The sequence below is a fragment of the Enterococcus sp. DIV1279b genome (assembly GCF_050531515.1).
In the GTDB taxonomy this organism is placed as follows: domain Bacteria; phylum Bacillota; class Bacilli; order Lactobacillales; family Enterococcaceae; genus Enterococcus_D; species Enterococcus_D casseliflavus.
The window spans coordinates 1145464-1160072 of the sequence record NZ_CP172891.1 but is presented as its reverse complement, the minus strand read 5'-3'; the positions used below and the strand labels follow the sequence as shown (position 1 = coordinate 1160072).

At 42.7% G+C, this 14609-nt stretch carries 19 protein-coding genes, 1 riboswitch and 1 other annotated feature; of the genes, 9 read left to right on the top strand and 10 right to left on the bottom strand.

All coding sequences use genetic code 11. The annotated features are described in order from the left end of the window. Position 1: 1 nt before the first annotated feature. From IGI71_RS05475 to IGI71_RS05450, 6 genes are read right to left on the bottom strand one after another with little or no spacing between them, the layout of a single operon-like run. Entirely contained in the window at positions 2–310 is a 309-nt protein-coding gene (locus tag IGI71_RS05475) for a V-type ATP synthase subunit F (protein ID WP_005225570.1), read from the bottom strand. Then, positions 300–1286 carry a V-type ATPase subunit gene (locus IGI71_RS05470; RefSeq protein WP_121261857.1) on the bottom strand — a complete coding sequence of 329 codons (987 nt, stop codon included), beginning with the start codon at positions 1284–1286 and terminating at the stop codon, positions 300–302. Before IGI71_RS05470 ends, IGI71_RS05475 begins: the two co-directional genes overlap by 11 nt. Positions 1287–1289: 3 nt before the next feature. After that, a complete protein-coding gene (locus tag IGI71_RS05465) occupies positions 1290–1874 on the bottom strand; it encodes a hypothetical protein (protein ID WP_430616203.1) in 585 nt (194 codons plus the stop codon). A 13-nt stretch (positions 1875–1887) separates the two neighbouring features. Then, positions 1888–2358: a V-type ATP synthase subunit K gene (locus IGI71_RS05460; RefSeq protein WP_005225567.1), complete on the bottom strand. Its 471-nt coding sequence runs from the start codon at positions 2356–2358 to the stop codon at positions 1888–1890. After that, a complete protein-coding gene (locus IGI71_RS05455; RefSeq protein ID WP_005225566.1) occupies positions 2355–4316 on the bottom strand; it encodes a V-type ATP synthase subunit I in 1962 nt (653 codons plus the stop codon). Before IGI71_RS05455 ends, IGI71_RS05460 begins: the two co-directional genes overlap by 4 nt. Continuing rightward, on the bottom strand, positions 4294–4626 hold the full coding sequence (locus tag IGI71_RS05450; RefSeq protein WP_015509344.1) for a hypothetical protein: 333 nt from the start codon (positions 4624–4626) through the stop codon (positions 4294–4296). Before IGI71_RS05450 ends, IGI71_RS05455 begins: the two co-directional genes overlap by 23 nt. A gap of 110 nt (positions 4627–4736) precedes the next feature. Next, positions 4737–4790 (bottom strand) — a sequence feature (sodium ion sensor (DUF1646 type); this cis-regulatory element may regulate processes involved in with the transportation of sodium ions). 675 nt (positions 4791–5465) lie between these two features. Here IGI71_RS05450 and IGI71_RS05445 point away from each other — a divergent pair. The 9 genes from IGI71_RS05445 (at position 5466) to IGI71_RS05405 (ending at position 10686) form a co-directional block, all read left to right on the top strand. Continuing rightward, positions 5466–5678: a hypothetical protein gene (locus IGI71_RS05445; RefSeq protein WP_005225563.1), complete on the top strand. Its 213-nt coding sequence runs from the start codon at positions 5466–5468 to the stop codon at positions 5676–5678. A 24-nt stretch (positions 5679–5702) separates the two neighbouring features. Next, a complete protein-coding gene (locus IGI71_RS05440) occupies positions 5703–6230 on the top strand; it encodes a GNAT family N-acetyltransferase (RefSeq protein WP_074535043.1) in 528 nt (175 codons plus the stop codon). A gap of 57 nt (positions 6231–6287) precedes the next feature. Next, positions 6288–6773, top strand: a complete 486-nt coding sequence (locus IGI71_RS05435) for a tetratricopeptide repeat protein (RefSeq protein WP_430616202.1) — start codon at positions 6288–6290, stop codon at positions 6771–6773. A 226-nt stretch (positions 6774–6999) separates the two neighbouring features. Next, positions 7000–7371, top strand: coding sequence for a hypothetical protein (locus IGI71_RS05430; protein ID WP_074535041.1), 372 nt, complete (start codon positions 7000–7002; stop codon positions 7369–7371). 35 nt (positions 7372–7406) lie between these two features. Continuing rightward, complete coding sequence (locus IGI71_RS05425) at positions 7407–7823, top strand: YybH family protein (RefSeq protein ID WP_005225558.1); 417 nt, start codon at positions 7407–7409, stop codon at positions 7821–7823. Between the two features lie 84 nt (positions 7824–7907). Beyond that, complete coding sequence (locus tag IGI71_RS05420; RefSeq protein ID WP_060793076.1) at positions 7908–8492, top strand: AAA family ATPase; 585 nt, start codon at positions 7908–7910, stop codon at positions 8490–8492. Between the two features lie 103 nt (positions 8493–8595). Beyond that, positions 8596–9018, top strand: coding sequence for a glyoxalase (locus IGI71_RS05415; RefSeq protein WP_074535039.1), 423 nt, complete (start codon positions 8596–8598; stop codon positions 9016–9018). A 223-nt stretch (positions 9019–9241) separates the two neighbouring features. Continuing rightward, positions 9242–9430, top strand: a complete 189-nt coding sequence (locus IGI71_RS05410) for a hypothetical protein (RefSeq protein WP_005225554.1) — start codon at positions 9242–9244, stop codon at positions 9428–9430. Between the two features lie 404 nt (positions 9431–9834). Next, on the top strand, positions 9835–10686 hold the full coding sequence (locus IGI71_RS05405; RefSeq protein ID WP_081116612.1) for an Rgg/GadR/MutR family transcriptional regulator: 852 nt from the start codon (positions 9835–9837) through the stop codon (positions 10684–10686). Positions 10687–10759: 73 nt separating this feature from the next. Here IGI71_RS05405 and IGI71_RS05400 read toward each other — a convergent pair whose 3' ends face one another. From IGI71_RS05400 to IGI71_RS05385, 4 genes are all read right to left on the bottom strand, one after another. Continuing rightward, positions 10760–11986, bottom strand: a complete 1227-nt coding sequence (locus IGI71_RS05400; protein WP_194186024.1) for a glycoside hydrolase family 3 protein — start codon at positions 11984–11986, stop codon at positions 10760–10762. 130 nt (positions 11987–12116) lie between these two features. Continuing rightward, a complete protein-coding gene (locus IGI71_RS05395; RefSeq protein WP_121261863.1) occupies positions 12117–12647 on the bottom strand; it encodes a folate family ECF transporter S component in 531 nt (176 codons plus the stop codon). Between the two features lie 26 nt (positions 12648–12673). Further along, a riboswitch (THF riboswitch) is annotated at positions 12674–12775 on the bottom strand. A 232-nt stretch (positions 12776–13007) separates the two neighbouring features. After that, complete coding sequence (locus tag IGI71_RS05390) at positions 13008–13190, bottom strand: hypothetical protein (protein ID WP_005225550.1); 183 nt, start codon at positions 13188–13190, stop codon at positions 13008–13010. A gap of 31 nt (positions 13191–13221) precedes the next feature. Continuing rightward, the gene (locus IGI71_RS05385; RefSeq protein ID WP_430616201.1) at positions 13222–14487 is read right to left on the bottom strand and encodes an MFS transporter; all 1266 of its coding nucleotides are present in this window, start codon (positions 14485–14487) and stop codon (positions 13222–13224) included. Positions 14488–14609 lie beyond the last annotated feature (122 nt).

The following is a 14609-nucleotide window of genomic DNA, read 5'->3' as shown; positions in this document are numbered from 1 at the left end:
TCTATAGTATGTTTTGTCCAACTGCTTTTTCGACATTTTCTTGAATCATTCGCTTGCCGATTCCTCGGGAACCATCATAATCAGGAATCAAGATGACTGCAGGTGTCATTTTTTGTTGGACTTTTGCTAATTCATCGGGAATCAGCTCGGCACATTTTTCAGTCAGGTAGATGATCGTACTGTTCTTCATTAATTTTGCCAGCGCCTGCTTCACTTCTTTTTCTTCCGAGGCATAGCAGACCTGAAAGCCAAATAGTTGAAAAGGAATGACGGATTCTTTCTCGCCGATTACGCCGATTTTATGAGTCATAGTGCCGCATCCTTTCTCTGAGTTGTTCTTCCGTAAAGCCACTGCGTTTGCCTACTAGCAAGATACGCAGATTTTGTAGTTCCAAAACCTTAGCATTCAAAAATGCGAGTAAAGGCAGTGGTCCTAAAGCATCCGTTTGGGCTTGGCCATAGCTTTCTGTGATCAAATTGTCTTGCAAAAGTGCCAAGCCAGCAAAGTCGATCACATGTTCATGAATCAAAGGCCGCAACACTTCCTGATAATCACTTTCTAATAAGAAGGCTAAAAAGTCACTATAGGACGCATCCGCAAACGCTAAAAATTCTTCTTTCGGGATACTGCCGACACTCACTAAGACTGCCTCCATAAAACTGCGCGATCGTTTTTGAAGTACACAACGTGCGGCAATCGTTATATTGGTCAAATCGATCATCTTGATGACAGCTTCTTGTAGCTCAGGGATCTTGATTTCATCTGCCAGTCGCCGTTGTTCATGTAAATACCGGCGATCGTAAATGATATCGATGCCTTGCAGCACGGCGCCGCCTTCTAAGTACTCCCGCACTTCTTGGATCGTAGTCACGATTTTCTCAGGCAATACCTCTGAGGTTCCCGTTTTGATGGCGGTCCGACACTCATCGATCGTGTAAAAACCATCTTCGATCAGTAGATGATCATAATCTTTTCCAGTGACTGACTCTTTGGTCAAGACTTTTAGATTATGGAAAGTAAAAGGCATCATATACAGTCGGAGGATCTCTTGATCAGGAACCAGCTCGGCCAATTCTTTGATCGTCTTTAACAATTCTTCATCGAGATAGGTTTCGAATCGTTCATGAAAATCTGGCTTCAAATAGCGTTGATAATGGGTCTGCTGCAAGACAGCTTCGACTTCAGCAAACCCTTCTGCCGCAATCATTTGTTCGACTTCTTGCGGCTTTAGCAACGTCATCTCTTTCAGCCGAATGATTGGATTCAATTGATGATAGTTCCTCATGGATCAACCTCCTTGTTGTATGATCTGCAACCACCGTTCTCGGGTTTCTTTCTTGTATTCATCAAGCAGTACCTGATAGGTAAAATTGTATTGAATGCCGTTGTCATCCACCAAAAAGCCTGCTTCTGTCAATGGTGCGCCTGCTTTGATTTGATACGGTAGTTTTGATTGACAAGACGTAAGCCAAGCGGCATCTAGATGGGCTGCTTGCTCAGGACCAGCGTGGAAGGTCACCGTCCCGCTGATCGGCAGCTGTTGCAGCACATTTTCAGCAAATGACTGCAGCTCTTCTGGCGTCCAGGCAACCATTTGTTGATACGCTTGCTCAAAAAGTTGTGTCAGGTATTCGTTTTGTTTCACCATTTGCTGCTGCTTAGCGGCACTTGCTTGGCGATTCAGCGCTTGCTGATAATTTTTTTCGGCTTGCTTTTTTGCTTGCTGGGCACGAAGCTGCAAGTCCGACTCTTTTTTCGCCCAGTCACGTGCCATCGTTTCACTGATCCTAGCACGTTCAGCGGCAGCCAAACGTTCCCGTTTTGTCTGCGCTTCTTCGTCTAGTTCAGCAATCATTTTGTCGATTGCATCCATACCTTCGCCCCCTTTAAATCGTTCCTAAAAGTAAGAAAGAAATAACAAAGCCTAAGATGGCATACATCTCAACCATTACTGAGAACATAACCCCTTTAAAGAAATGCTCTGGTTTCTTCGCTAAAATTTGAATCCCAGCTGCAGCGACCTTCCCTTGGGCCATTCCTGAGAATAAGCCAGTAAAGGCAACTGGCAGTGATGCCATCAAGTACGCCATACCAGTCACTGTCGACATTTCACCACTTAAGCTACCATAGATCATAAACGCAATAACGAATCCGTATAGTCCTTGCGTTCCGGGAAGTAATTGTAAAATCAAGGCTTGTCCAAACTTCTCCGGCTGATTCGTCGTTAAGGCTGCCGCTGCTTCACCAGTTTGGCCCACCCCTTTGGCTGAACCGATCCCAGAAAAGATCGTAGCGATCCCCATTCCGATAATTGCAAACACCATACCACCATTATTATTAATTAAGTAATCAATCATTTATTGTCTCCTCCATTTTCTTTATCAAAATCAACGTATTTCTCACTTGGCTTAAAGGTTTCAAATTGGCGCCCCCCACCAGTGAAAAATTTTCCGAAAAACTCTACATATTGTAAACGAGCGGCATGCACATACGCACTCAGTAACGATAAAAAGATGTTTAAAGCTTGTAGGACAACCAATAAGAGAATGCCTACAGAAAAACGAGCGGCTGGCGGCAAATAGCCCACCAATAAGTTGAAGGCTGCTGCGATACTCCCACCAGAGATCCCTAATGCCATCAAGCGGCTATAGCTGACAAAGTCGCCGATGTAACTGGTCACACCGTATAAGTCATACAAGCCTAAAAAGAAGCCGCCCACTTTGGTTTTCCCTTTCAGAATCGGTACCACGATGATCAATAAGGCACTAAAGCCTGCTAAAATCAAGCCGACGGTTGTTAGTGCTGGGACATCGATCAAAAGATTGCCTGCGGCTGCCACTAAAAGACCACTCAAAAGTCCTAGCCACGCAAAGCCTTCGTTGACTGCACCTAAAAGATCCTTTTTGCGGATATTTTCTTTGGCTGCTAAATAAAGGCCTGTAAACAGTTGGATCCCACCAAAAATCATGGATAGACCAAAGATCGCCATAAAATCTTCGGAGGGCGATAAAAGTTGGAAGGGCAATGTAGCACCAAAGAAGGAGCCGTAGATTGCGCCCCAAATCATAGTTGGCACAGACAAAATCTGGAACAATTTCAGAAACCGTTTGGTCCCTTTGGGCAAACGCAAGGCGTGTAGCCCAATCGTGGTCGCGACAGCCATTAATGCACCATAACCTAAGTCAGCCACCATCATACCAAAGAAAACATAGTAAAAAGGCGTCATCCATGGGGTTGGATCGATCTCATCGTATTTTGGCAAGCTGTACATTTCCGTCAACATTTCAAAGGGTTGAATAAACGAGGCGTTTTTTAGTTTCGTTGGCACTTGATTGGCAGCGATCTCCTCTGCAGTGGGTTCTTCAAATGAATAGTAAATCTCGTTGGCAAAGGATTCTTGGACCATTTCCGCCACTAACGGCTGATCCTTTTCTTCGATCCAGCCGCGCAAGAGGGCAAAGGTCTGACCAGCTGCTAAGCGCTGTTGCATCATTGCCCGATTCTCACGAGTCAAAAACAGTTCTTCCGCTTGCTGCAGCAGGATCAGCCGTTGTTTGTGCTGACTGATTTCTGTAATCAGTTCTTTGCGCTGCTGCGTCAAGGAAGTCAAGGCTTGTTTCGTATTTTGCAAAACCACTTTTGGTGATTCGGATGTCAGGCCAGTTTCTTTCTTCACCCCATATCGGTGAAACAATTGGAACACTTGCTCTTCGATCGCTGTTAAAAACAGGCAGCTGAAATTGACTTTTTTGGGTTCAGAATAGATCACTTCGATATGAACCTCTTCCAATTGACGCAAGGCTTCAGCTAGATCTTCCCAGCGTGGACCTTCGACACTCCCAGCAAAAAAACTTGTATGTGCAGGCGCTTCGATCTCCAAGGGTACGTCAAGATTTTGCCATTGTGTCGCCCATTCTTCCGACTGCGTCGCTGCTTCGATCGCTTCGATCGTCTCTACCCAGCGCTCCTGCAAATTCTCGACTTCAACCAGCTCCGTTAATGCTGCTGCTTCATCGAAGCTTGTTTCAAAGTCCGACAGCCGCAAGGCATCTCGTTGCCATTCCGTGCCTTTTTTCGCATCACCATTTTGGCGAATAAAGCGGATCGCTTCTTGCAATCGACGAATCATTGGTTGATGAGAAGCACCTTCTGGGGTGGCTCCTGCAAAAAATTCCCGCAGCCAAGTTTCGTTCGCTTCCTGCTCAAATACGTTCTCGATTTCAACAAACTGCATCGTTTGCAGCTTCGTCAATAACCTTTCTTGGTAGTGCTTCGGGGTGATCAACGTTAGTTTATTTAGTTTGGTTACTGCCATAAGTCCCGATCACTCCTTCAACGATCTGTTGAACCGCTTGCTCTTGGAAGCTTTGCATATTTTTTTGGTAACGATCTAACACTTGCTGATTCTCTTTTGCCAGCTGCTGCTTTTGTGCTGCTAGTGACTGTTGCAACTGCTCTTCGATTGTTGCTTGTTCTTGAGCAAGCGCCTCTTCTAAAGCGGCTGATCGCTCTTGCAATGCTTGTTGCTGCTGCGCTTCTTCCGACTGCAATTCTTTTTTCAAAGCGCGCAATTGCTGTTCATTGGCTTCTTCTGCTTCTCGTAAACGAGTCAAAGCTTCTCTCATCGATTCCCCTCCTATAATGATTTGTATTCTCAACTGAAAAATAAACAAAAAAAGCATACCTCACGAAGAAGTATGCTGATATGAAAAAAGGCCAGCATTCCTCCAAGAATGTTTGCCTCACCCCTTGGCAAACCTGATCCTTGAAGCATAAAAAATGCTCAACCTTTGTCTATTTTATTTTTCAATTCCTGAACTATTATAGCAAAAAACGGCGTTCTATTCAAGTGAAATCATCTTTTGTGAGAAAAAAGTGTTTTTCACCTATTACTGATTCACTTGCTACCTGCCCAACTTTCCACCTAACATTTGCCAGGGATCGGATTGTTCTTACTAAATTGAAATCGGTCAAAATCAATTTAAGACTTAGAATGGTATGAATGAAGAACGTTGAGATTTTTTGAAAATGCTAGACATCATTTAATTGGTACCCAAAAGGAGATAACAGTTCCAACAACCCATTCGATCCCTGACAAATCTTAAGTGAGAAGTTCGCTTATTTCGCTTCTCTTTTTATCGGTGGCAGCGGTTGGCCCTTTTCTTCACAAATGAAATAACCGCCTCGATAAAGGCATGTGTAAATTTTACCTAGTTCCATTGTTAAAGGAAGCCCATTTTTTAAATACATCGGTTTTCTTTCCATTGTGCTCACCTTGTCTTTCGTGGGAAAATCAGTCAAAATAAAAAACAACAGCTATTTCTAATCTTATCTTCAAGATTACCAAAAATTAAATCAATTTCCTAGTTTTTTAATCAAAATATCGCAACTATATCGATTGTTTTATATAAAGATGGATATTTAACGAAATGTGTGTGTAAAGAATGAACAGGAGGAAAAAAGTATGTCAGATGAACGTTGGTTTCAAATTAGAAGAAAGCGAAACATCGAATTGGTTCTTTGTTTGCTTGTCGTCCTGCCGATGGTCTATGGCTTATGGTTTCAGCTCGCTTTTTTGATCCACTACATGTCGTTTTTGTTTCTGGTAGCTGTCTTCACTGCAATCTACGAAGGAATTCGTTGGATCTGGGCTTTTATTAGAAAAAAACGAGCGTGAAAAAGCTTGGCTCTGCTATAATAAATGAAACGAGCAGAGAGGAGTGCTTCTATGAAACGAATCATTATGGCTTGTGACTTACAACATGCCCCCAAAGCTTTACAAGAATCCGCCCTTTCTTTTGAGCCTTTTCTCCCGAATTCTCGAAGTGTCGCAGAGCTTTTTTATTCCGCCTATCATGAAACGTCAGATGACGAAGGGGAATCGCTTGCTGACTGGCAAAGAGAGCTGAGAGAGACCGCTGACGGAAAATACGGTCCCTTGATTCCAGAGCTTTCTTTTCAGTTACAAAAGGATGATCATCCTATCGGTGCCGTAGTAACCAGCACGTTTCAAGAGCTTCCCCTGCTATTATTTGTCGTTATGGACGCAGCCTTTAAAGGCAACGGCTTATCCAAGCTGCTGATGAAGGAAGTGATCCAACGAGCAAAAGGCATGGGACTCATTCACCTTTACTTGGTAGTGACAGTTGAAAACCAGCCAGCCTACAAGCTGTATGAAGCATGCGGTTTTTCTTTTGCAGGTGAAAGCTGGGCTGATCTTTCTCCTTAGCTAAGCTTGCAAGTTATCTAAGTCATTTTCTACTATTTGAAAAGGAGCTTCCAACCAATGAATGAACGAGTAGCTGCTGCGATCCAACTGCGGACTGAAAAAAAACTCCAACAATCAAATGAACAATTGATTCAATTAGCTGCCGAAAATCCCCAAGATGCCTTTGTGCAGTACCAAACGGCTTGGAGCTATGATCTTTTAGGGGAAGAACAACAGGCAGTTCCTTATTATGAACAAGCAATCGCGTTAGGGTTATCAGAAAACGACTTGCCAGATGCCTACCTAGGTCTAGGCAGCACCTATCGTGCCCTCGGCAATTATCAAAAAGCCGAAGACGTGTTTTTACAAGCGATGAAGCAGTTTCCAAAAAATCATGCTTTGCAAACCTTCTATGCCATGACACTGTTTAATCTCGCCGAGTATGAGCAAGCCACTAAACGATTATTGACCCTGCTTGCCGAAACCTCTAGCGATCCAGACATCCAGTCTTACCGACAGGCACTTTTGTTTTATGCGGATAAACTCAATGAGACATGGGCATAAATATACCCTATGAAGCAACTCCTCCGCTCCCTTTTCTCGTAAAAGGGAGTCTTTCTTTTGGATATCTCGCGATCATCCTTTGCTACCACCGACTGTCCTTTGAACCTTTTCCTCCAAGCAACGCTACCCATCATTATCGAATTTTTCGATGAAAAACCAGTTGACGGCTCTCAATAAATCTGTTAGTTTATCTATGTTTTTTTAATAACAGATTGGAGGAATGACTATGCCCTTTATTGTCTATTTTTTCCTATCCTTATTGATCATTTATATTCCGACACCAACCCTTTTGTTGTTTTTTCAAAAACTCGCCTCGCAGCATGACAATCTGACGGCTTTCAGTAAACTTTTTCTATTATTGATGATCTTGCTAGATTATTACTTAAGCTATTATTGGTTAAAAAACTGCAAGGTCAAAAAAGCGCACTACCTTTATTTAGTCTTTGTCAATGTCTTCGAGTGGCTGATCCACTTCTATCTTTATTCACGATTTGAAACGATCAATCTACTAGTCATTTTGTTGTTCCAGACTGTGCTTTTGTGCTGCATGGTTTTCTTCCCTTTGTCGGAGAAGTTCCGACGTTTCTTATTTACATAGTCAGTGAGAAGAAGGGTTCACAGTTTTCGGTTTCCTTGATACACTATCCTTATCTATTTGCGAAAGGAAGTGCGCGTATCCACACACCGGAACAAGCTCTTGAAGGTTATATTCAAGCAACCAATACCCACGATTTTCGTCAAGTTCAGCCATTCCTTGGAAAACAGGCGATCTATTACTTTTCTGATGCAACCTGTCGAACACCTATGGAAATTTGCCAATATTTTGAGAATGCTTGGGACTTAATCAAAGACGAACATTATCATATTTCAGATGTACAATGGCTCCACAAATCTGCTCAATCCGCAGTCTGTCTTTATACGTATCACTATGAAGGTTTTCTGAATGAAGAATTTATTGAAGGCTCGGGTAGAGCCACGAATATTTTTGAAAAGATCGAAGGAAACTGGGTTTTGGTCCACGAACACTTAAGCTCCTCAGTTACCCCCTAGCCTACGTCATGATTTAAATGATCACAAGAACTGATTTACATTGCAAACCACCTTTGTTACGATTGATAAAAAGGATGTGTTGTGATGTCATTGATCGTCTTGATTGGCGCACAAGCCGCAGGGAAAATGACTGTGGGCAAAGAACTGGAAAAACGATTGGATGCAAAGCTTTTATTCAATCACCAGACCATTGATCTTTTTGCGAACTTTCTTGGCTATAGTCCCGCAGCATTCGCTTTGTCTAATCAAACACGGATCGAACTCTTCAAAGCCTTTGTTCAAAATGAAGCCAATAATACGACAAAATCAATCATTTTTACGGTCTTGATTGATTTCGATCAAGCGGGAGATTTAGCTTTTTTACAAGAGATCGCCCAACTATTTACCGATGCCCAGCAAAAGGTCTATTTTATCGAACTAGTGGCTGATATTGAGGAACGCTTAAAGCGCAATTGCCATGAGGACCGTTTAGCCGCAAAGCCGTCAAAAAGAGCGCTGGATTTTTCTAGAAACGAGCTTTTGTCTTCGTTTGAAAACTATCGCTTAGAAAGCCTGCCACAGGAATTAACTACCCTTTTTCCAACGATTCCTTCGCTGAAAATCAACAATACCCACTTATCACCTGATGAAGTGAGTCAAACAATTATTGCCCATTTTTCCTTGACTTAAGTGCCAAAGAAACGCCATTCTCAAGCTTTGCTTCAATACGAAATTGTCTATTGACTTTGACGCTGCGTCAAGCGGTATCCTCTAATTAAGAGGAGGTGTCAAAATGAAAGTATATGTTATGCCAATGTTTTATCAATTGAAGACAAAAGATATTGAACAATCATCAAAATGGTTTGCAGAAATCTTGGGTTTCCAGTCATTGTATCAGTTTCGCAATCAAGAAAATCAAGTGACGATGGACCATCTGCGTCTTGCTGACTACCAAGATTTGATGCTGATTGCCGCAGACTCGTTCACTGTTGGCGATGGGGCAATTTTGAATGTAGCGATGATTGATCTTAAGAATATCGCTCAAAAAATTCCCGAAAAGTGGATAGTGGAACCTTTGATGGAAAAGCCTTGGAATGCCCTTGAAATGACCATCAAAGACCCCAACGGTTATTTGTTTACCCTAACAGAGGCGATAAGAAAAAACGAATCAGACTTTCAAACCTTGATGGACCAAACCAAGGATTACTTACAATAAAAAGGAACCGAGTAAGAAGGATGACTTTCTTACTCGGTTCCTTTTTTATAAAACTTGATTCTGGCAACAATGACAAAAACGAACGCTCCCTAAATTTTACTAGGAAGCCTTTTCCCCATCAGATATACCAATATACCTTTTTAGTATATTTTTAAATATTGAAGGTAATTATTAACACACTTAACTCAGAACATGCTACACTATTTAAAAAGGAGGAGTTCCTATGGAAAAGAAATCGCAGCTTCCGTGGTACAAGCGCAAAAAGTTCTACCTTCCAGTTGCCGTCGTCCTCGGCGTGATTGGGGTTCTTCCCAGTCTCGTCTCTCTTTTCGGGGTCTCGATCGATGATGAATTCAATCCTGATTACTATTCTGATCCGAATGAACCAATGTTCAAGAAAAAACAAAACTGACTGTTGGGATGCCGTATGCAGGTTTTTTGACCAACAAAAAAAGAGCAATCACTCGCTGTTGTGTTTGCTCCTTTTTTAAAAGGGATTCGGCAGACCTACGCACCTTGACAGGGTAAGCTGTTTGGGGAGAGGGCGTTTGAATGCGCGAATGAACAGTAACTTATTACGTGAAACCACTTATACTTTTTTCCTGTTAAAAAATCAATTGCTAACCAATCACAAAGGATCGATTATTTGAAGAAAGAAAAAACGTTAGCCATTAGTTCTACAACTTCCCAGGGAAAACTAAAAAAATCAAACATCCATTTCTCCTCCTTTAATTGACTTTCTTCAAGTTTACCCGCAAAATAAAGCTGTAACATATTTGGACTATTTTTCCGTCCACTTTTTTTAGGAGGGATTTTTTGAAGGCCAATGACTTGTTAAAAGAGTTACGAACGGAACGAAATATCTCACAGCGAAAATTGGTTGAGAACATTTCAGAACGCAGTACACTGGCAACCTTTGAACAAAAAGGGCACCGCATCGCCTTTGATATTTTGCACCAGTATTTGGACCGCTTAAATGTCACTTTGGAGGAATTTGAGTATCGCTTGGATGACAATCAAGTCAGCGAGAAAAAGCAGCTATCCAAACAGTTGACCACCGCTTACTATGAAAGCAAGTATTCTGAAGTCCTCTCTTTGATTAACAAAGCCCAAGCGCTGTATAAAACCACGAAGGATTTCTTCTATTATGTACTGTATAGTCAATTCTTTTTGATTTTAGAGAAAAAAGGCGTGGTTACCGACGAAGAAGAACGGCGCATCATCGAAGCGACCATCAAGAAATACTTGGAACGCATCGACACGTGGGGAAAATTTGAAATCTCCTTATTTACCAATCTGCTCTTCCTCTTTTCTGACGAGTACATCTTGTATCAAATGAAACACCTGAATAAAAAAATTTTTTACAGCAATGCATTAAGTATCAATTATCAAATCTACACAAAATTGCTGACGAATGCGGCTTTCTTGTTTATCGATCGCAAAAAACCTGCCGAGTTGGCGCATGTGCTGACGTATCTAGCCGATCACCTGCCGCCGGACAATGATCGTATCCGCTTGATGATTCGTTATTTCGAAGGCATCTACGCCTTGTTTCAAGGAGATCGTACGCTGGGAATGGCCACGATTGAAAAAGCACTGGATTATCTGCGTTTTATTGGGCAAGAAGCCTTTGCCAAAGAATTAGAGGCACTGGCTCAGAGTATCTAAAAAAAACCTGCTGCTTCCTCTCAGTAAGAGAACGACTCTCTTACACGGAGGAAACAGCAGGTTTATTTTTTTCTTAAAGTAAATGCAATGCTTCTTTCCAGAGCAAGACCCGTTTGACGGAAGCATTCAAATCAGCTTCTAAATAGCGGCCATCTTCAACCGCTTGTACCACAAAAGGAATCTGTTCTTGATAGGTAGAGGAGATCACTAGATCATTTCCCGCCTGCAACGCCTGTAGTGCGGCTTCTTTTTGCGGAATGAACTCAGAAAGTCCTGCCATATCCAAGTCATCCGTCATGATGACCCCTTTAAAATGCAATTCATTTCGCAGCAGCTCATGCACGGGTTTTGAAATAGAGGCGGGTACGGTCTTATCGATACTATTGACGATCGTATGGGCGACCAAAATACTATCGGCACCAGCTTTGATCCCTGCGGCAAAAGGCAGAAAATCCGTTTCCCGCAGTGCAGATAGCGGGCGGTCATCGGTGACGATTTCGACATGCGAGTCACGATTGTTGCCATAGCCAGGAAAATGCTTCAAGGTAGACCCAACGTGGTGTTTCTGTAAAACATGAACCACACGTTCTACAAACGCACTCGTGCCCTGCGCATCCATGCCAATGGTTCGGTCGTAGATAAAGGACTGCGGATCAGTGGAAACATCGGCAACGGGAAATAGCCCAGCATTGATGCCATAAGCTTTTAAAATTTCCGCTTTCGTTGCTGTATCTTCTTCGATCGCTGACCATCCACCTTGGGCATACAGCTGTTGTGGTGAGAGAAAACGCTGATCCGTAAGGTTCGGATTGCGGCTGATGCGAGTCACTGTGCCCCCTTCTTCATCCATACCGATCAACAGCGGAATGGCGCTGGCTGCTTGGTAATCTGCAATTTTGTTTTTTAAGCTCTCCGCCGTCTCATTTTCGGTATCACGGCCGAATAACAGATAGCCACCAAAGTGATACTTTTTAAGCTCTTCGATTTGATTGCTTTCAGGTACACGGACAAAAAACAATTGCCCGACCTTTTCCTCCAAACTCATCGTAGCGATTTTTTCTGCTATTGCCTCTTCTGACTGTTCTTGCGCGGAAGTTGAAACAGAAGTTGACGTGGAAACTGAGGTGGTTTCCTGACTTTCCCTGCTTTCTTCCTTTGTTTCGTCCCTCGAGCTGATTTGCTGGATCACGGCTGACTCCTCCGTTTGCTGTTTTTGCTGTTCTATCATCCACTTCATCCCTCCCATTGCTGCTAAGACCAAGAAAAGAAACAGTCCCATAGCGAGTCCTTTTTTATTCATAGGTTACCCTTCCCCTCTAAACAAGTTATTGAGAATGATTAAGCCAATCCTTAGAAAGAAAAAAGTGAACCACTGACGAAATATTCGCAGATGATTCACTTCAATGGATGTTATCGTTCTTTTTTACTCGTTAAACGAACCGTCGGATCAGCCGTTTGTATGGTACCGCACGCCCTACGATGTAAATCAACGCAGTTTGTATCGGGAACATGATGACTGCTTTTAGCAAGCGGACCGACCAGATCGCCCAGCTTGTCAAAGGAATATTCAGCATCATAGCTAACCAGATCGGTGTTAAGATCAAGGTTATTAAAAGTGTATTTAACAAGACGACCATCGCCGCTCGTTTTAATGTGACTTCTTTCCGATAAAAGAAGTAGCCATAAATCAGTCCACCAACGAAGGCATTGATGGTAAAGCCGAAAAAGTAGGCTGATTTTGGAAAAATCACCATTCCTGCGATATCGGCTAATGAGGAGCCAACTGCTGTCCAAAACGGACCAAACAGCATACCCATGATCAGCTGTGGTACAAAGGAAAATGTGATTTTGATATAGGAGGTTTCAAACCCCAAGATTTGCGACAAGACGACCATTAAGGCAATCAAAAGTCCCATGACCGCAATCATGTGTGCATCGACTTTTCTTTTCATAGTGAGCATCTCCTTTTAGAGTTGCTACAAATTCATGCAGCGAATGCGAAAATAAAACCGCGAACGAATGATCGTTCTTCGTCCGAAAGGCAACATCCCATCCTTTCAGCACTTAACGCTTTATTTCCTACTCTGATTTTTTTTAGGTATTGCTACCCAGACACACTATAGCATACAAGCGCGGACTGCTACAATTTTTCTTGCTTATTTTCTTGTACAAAATCTGCCAATGTTCGCTTTTCTTTTTTTGTGCATCAAAAAAACGCTTTTCTCATGTGAATCTTTCTACCACCAGCAAGTGAGCAGGAAACATTCTCAAAAAAAAGCGTTCATTCCTGTTTCTTGTTTCCTTTCAAGCCTTATGACAATTTACCCAATCAGATTGTCATTGATCAATACCGATTTGATGTCGCGTAATTGATGATCGATAGCAAGCTGTTCATGGGTCATTGTTGCGGTGACCTCTTTCATGGCATGCATTTCTTCATTCAATTCGTTGATATTCGTTACTAATTTGTTCAATGCTTCAATAATCAATTGATTGTTATCCATGGTGAAACACTCCTTTTTGTAATGGTTGAGGTTAGTCTTCTTCGTTGATTGGCTGCTTCATCGTACCAACGGCGGCAACTGCGCGTTTCGTTTTATAAAACAATTTGTATAAAACAAGGACGACGACTGGAATCAGTCCGCATAAGATGTAGATTTGCGAATAATCAAACAGACCGTGTAAGCTTCCTAATGCATAGGGACCTACGCCTAAGCCGAGATCCAGCCCGATGAAATAAGTGGAGAGCGCTACGCCGACACGGTGAGGATCGACTTCTTTCAGACAGACGGCTTGGCCATTGGACATGAAGGTGCCATAGCCCAAGCCGACAAAGCAACCCGCAAGCAACAACATCCAGCTGTTGCCGGTAATACTCAATAGGAAAAGACCAAGGGTCAAGAAAAGAAAGCTGGGATACATGACCGCATCTGCGCCATGGCGGTCAAATAGTTTGCCAGTCATTGGCCGTGTGAAGGTCACGGAAAGTGCATAGACGATGAAGAAAAAGGCACCGGCCGTTTCTAACCCAAGGTCACTGGCGTAGATCGACAAGAAGCCGAGAACGCTGGAATAAGCCAACCCGATCAAAAAGGCAATCCCAGAAATGAAAAAGACTTTTGGTTCGACAAAACTTTTGACGGACCATTTTTGCAGCTGTGCTTTGTGTTCTTCCGTCAATGGGATGTTTTTGACCGGGAACCAGAAACAAGCGATGGCTGTTGCGATCGATAAAATAGTTGCTAACCAAATAATGAAATCAAAGCCGACCGTCGGTAGTAATAGCATACCAATAAAAGGTCCGCCCGCCGCTGCTAAACTAGTACTTAATCCATAGTAATTGATCCCTTCGCCATGTTTGGAAGCTGGGATATAAGCGGTGACGATCGCATTAGCCGCAGTCGAGACGGCACCATAAGCAAAGCCATTGAAAAAGCGCACCGCATCTAAAATATAAATGTTGACTGAGACCAAATAAGCAGCGGTGGTAATGACATAAAACAATATCCCCCAGCGCAAAACGGCTTTACGACCAACTAATTCTAAAATTTTTCCAACATACAAGCGAGCGATCAAGGTCCCGATAATGTAGATCCCCGCTGCCAAGCCAGCTTGTGCAGTGGATGCCCCTAACTCCTGCGTGGCAAATTTCGCGGTGATGACGACAAAACAATAATACACGAGAAAGACGATAAAATTGATCAAGGTAATCGTGATAAACCCTTTGTTCCATAGTTTTTCATTTTTAGTTGACGGCAACGAGCTGACGACTCCTTCTTGATTGGTTTCCCTATCTGACATGTTTCTTCCATTCCTCCTGTTTGTGCTGTGATGCGTTTTACTATACCGAAACTTCCTCTGCTTGAAATGCGCTTTTGCTGTTAAAAAAGAGCATTAACAAGAAACATTAACATTTGTTATTG

Excerpts from the sequence above, each read along its gene's own strand:
- IGI71_RS05455 (WP_005225566.1), bottom strand. The coding sequence starts at position 4,316 with ATGGCAGTAACCAAACTAAATAAACTAACGTTGATCACCCCGAAGCAC.
- IGI71_RS05420 (WP_060793076.1), top strand. The coding sequence starts at position 7,908 with ATGTCATTGATCGTCTTGATTGGCGCACAAGCCGCAGGGAAAATGACT.
- IGI71_RS05470 (WP_121261857.1), bottom strand. The coding sequence starts at position 1,286 with ATGAGGAACTATCATCAATTGAATCCAATCATTCGGCTGAAAGAGATG.
- IGI71_RS05450 (WP_015509344.1), bottom strand. The coding sequence starts at position 4,626 with ATGAGAGAAGCTTTGACTCGTTTACGAGAAGCAGAAGAAGCCAATGAA.
- IGI71_RS05390 (WP_005225550.1), bottom strand. The coding sequence starts at position 13,190 with ATGGATAACAATCAATTGATTATTGAAGCATTGAACAAATTAGTAACG.
- IGI71_RS05400 (WP_194186024.1), bottom strand. The coding sequence starts at position 11,986 with ATGAATAAAAAAGGACTCGCTATGGGACTGTTTCTTTTCTTGGTCTTA.
- IGI71_RS05475 (WP_005225570.1), bottom strand. The coding sequence starts at position 310 with ATGACTCATAAAATCGGCGTAATCGGCGAGAAAGAATCCGTCATTCCT.
- IGI71_RS05430 (WP_074535041.1), top strand. The coding sequence starts at position 7,000 with ATGCCCTTTATTGTCTATTTTTTCCTATCCTTATTGATCATTTATATT.
- IGI71_RS05410 (WP_005225554.1), top strand. The coding sequence starts at position 9,242 with ATGGAAAAGAAATCGCAGCTTCCGTGGTACAAGCGCAAAAAGTTCTAC.
- IGI71_RS05415 (WP_074535039.1), top strand. The coding sequence starts at position 8,596 with ATGAAAGTATATGTTATGCCAATGTTTTATCAATTGAAGACAAAAGAT.
- IGI71_RS05440 (WP_074535043.1), top strand. The coding sequence starts at position 5,703 with ATGAAACGAGCAGAGAGGAGTGCTTCTATGAAACGAATCATTATGGCT.
- IGI71_RS05395 (WP_121261863.1), bottom strand. The coding sequence starts at position 12,647 with ATGCTCACTATGAAAAGAAAAGTCGATGCACACATGATTGCGGTCATG.
- IGI71_RS05385 (WP_430616201.1), bottom strand. The coding sequence starts at position 14,487 with ATGTCAGATAGGGAAACCAATCAAGAAGGAGTCGTCAGCTCGTTGCCG.
- IGI71_RS05445 (WP_005225563.1), top strand. The coding sequence starts at position 5,466 with ATGTCAGATGAACGTTGGTTTCAAATTAGAAGAAAGCGAAACATCGAA.
- IGI71_RS05465 (WP_430616203.1), bottom strand. The coding sequence starts at position 1,874 with ATGGATGCAATCGACAAAATGATTGCTGAACTAGACGAAGAAGCGCAG.
- IGI71_RS05460 (WP_005225567.1), bottom strand. The coding sequence starts at position 2,358 with ATGATTGATTACTTAATTAATAATAATGGTGGTATGGTGTTTGCAATT.
- IGI71_RS05435 (WP_430616202.1), top strand. The coding sequence starts at position 6,288 with ATGAATGAACGAGTAGCTGCTGCGATCCAACTGCGGACTGAAAAAAAA.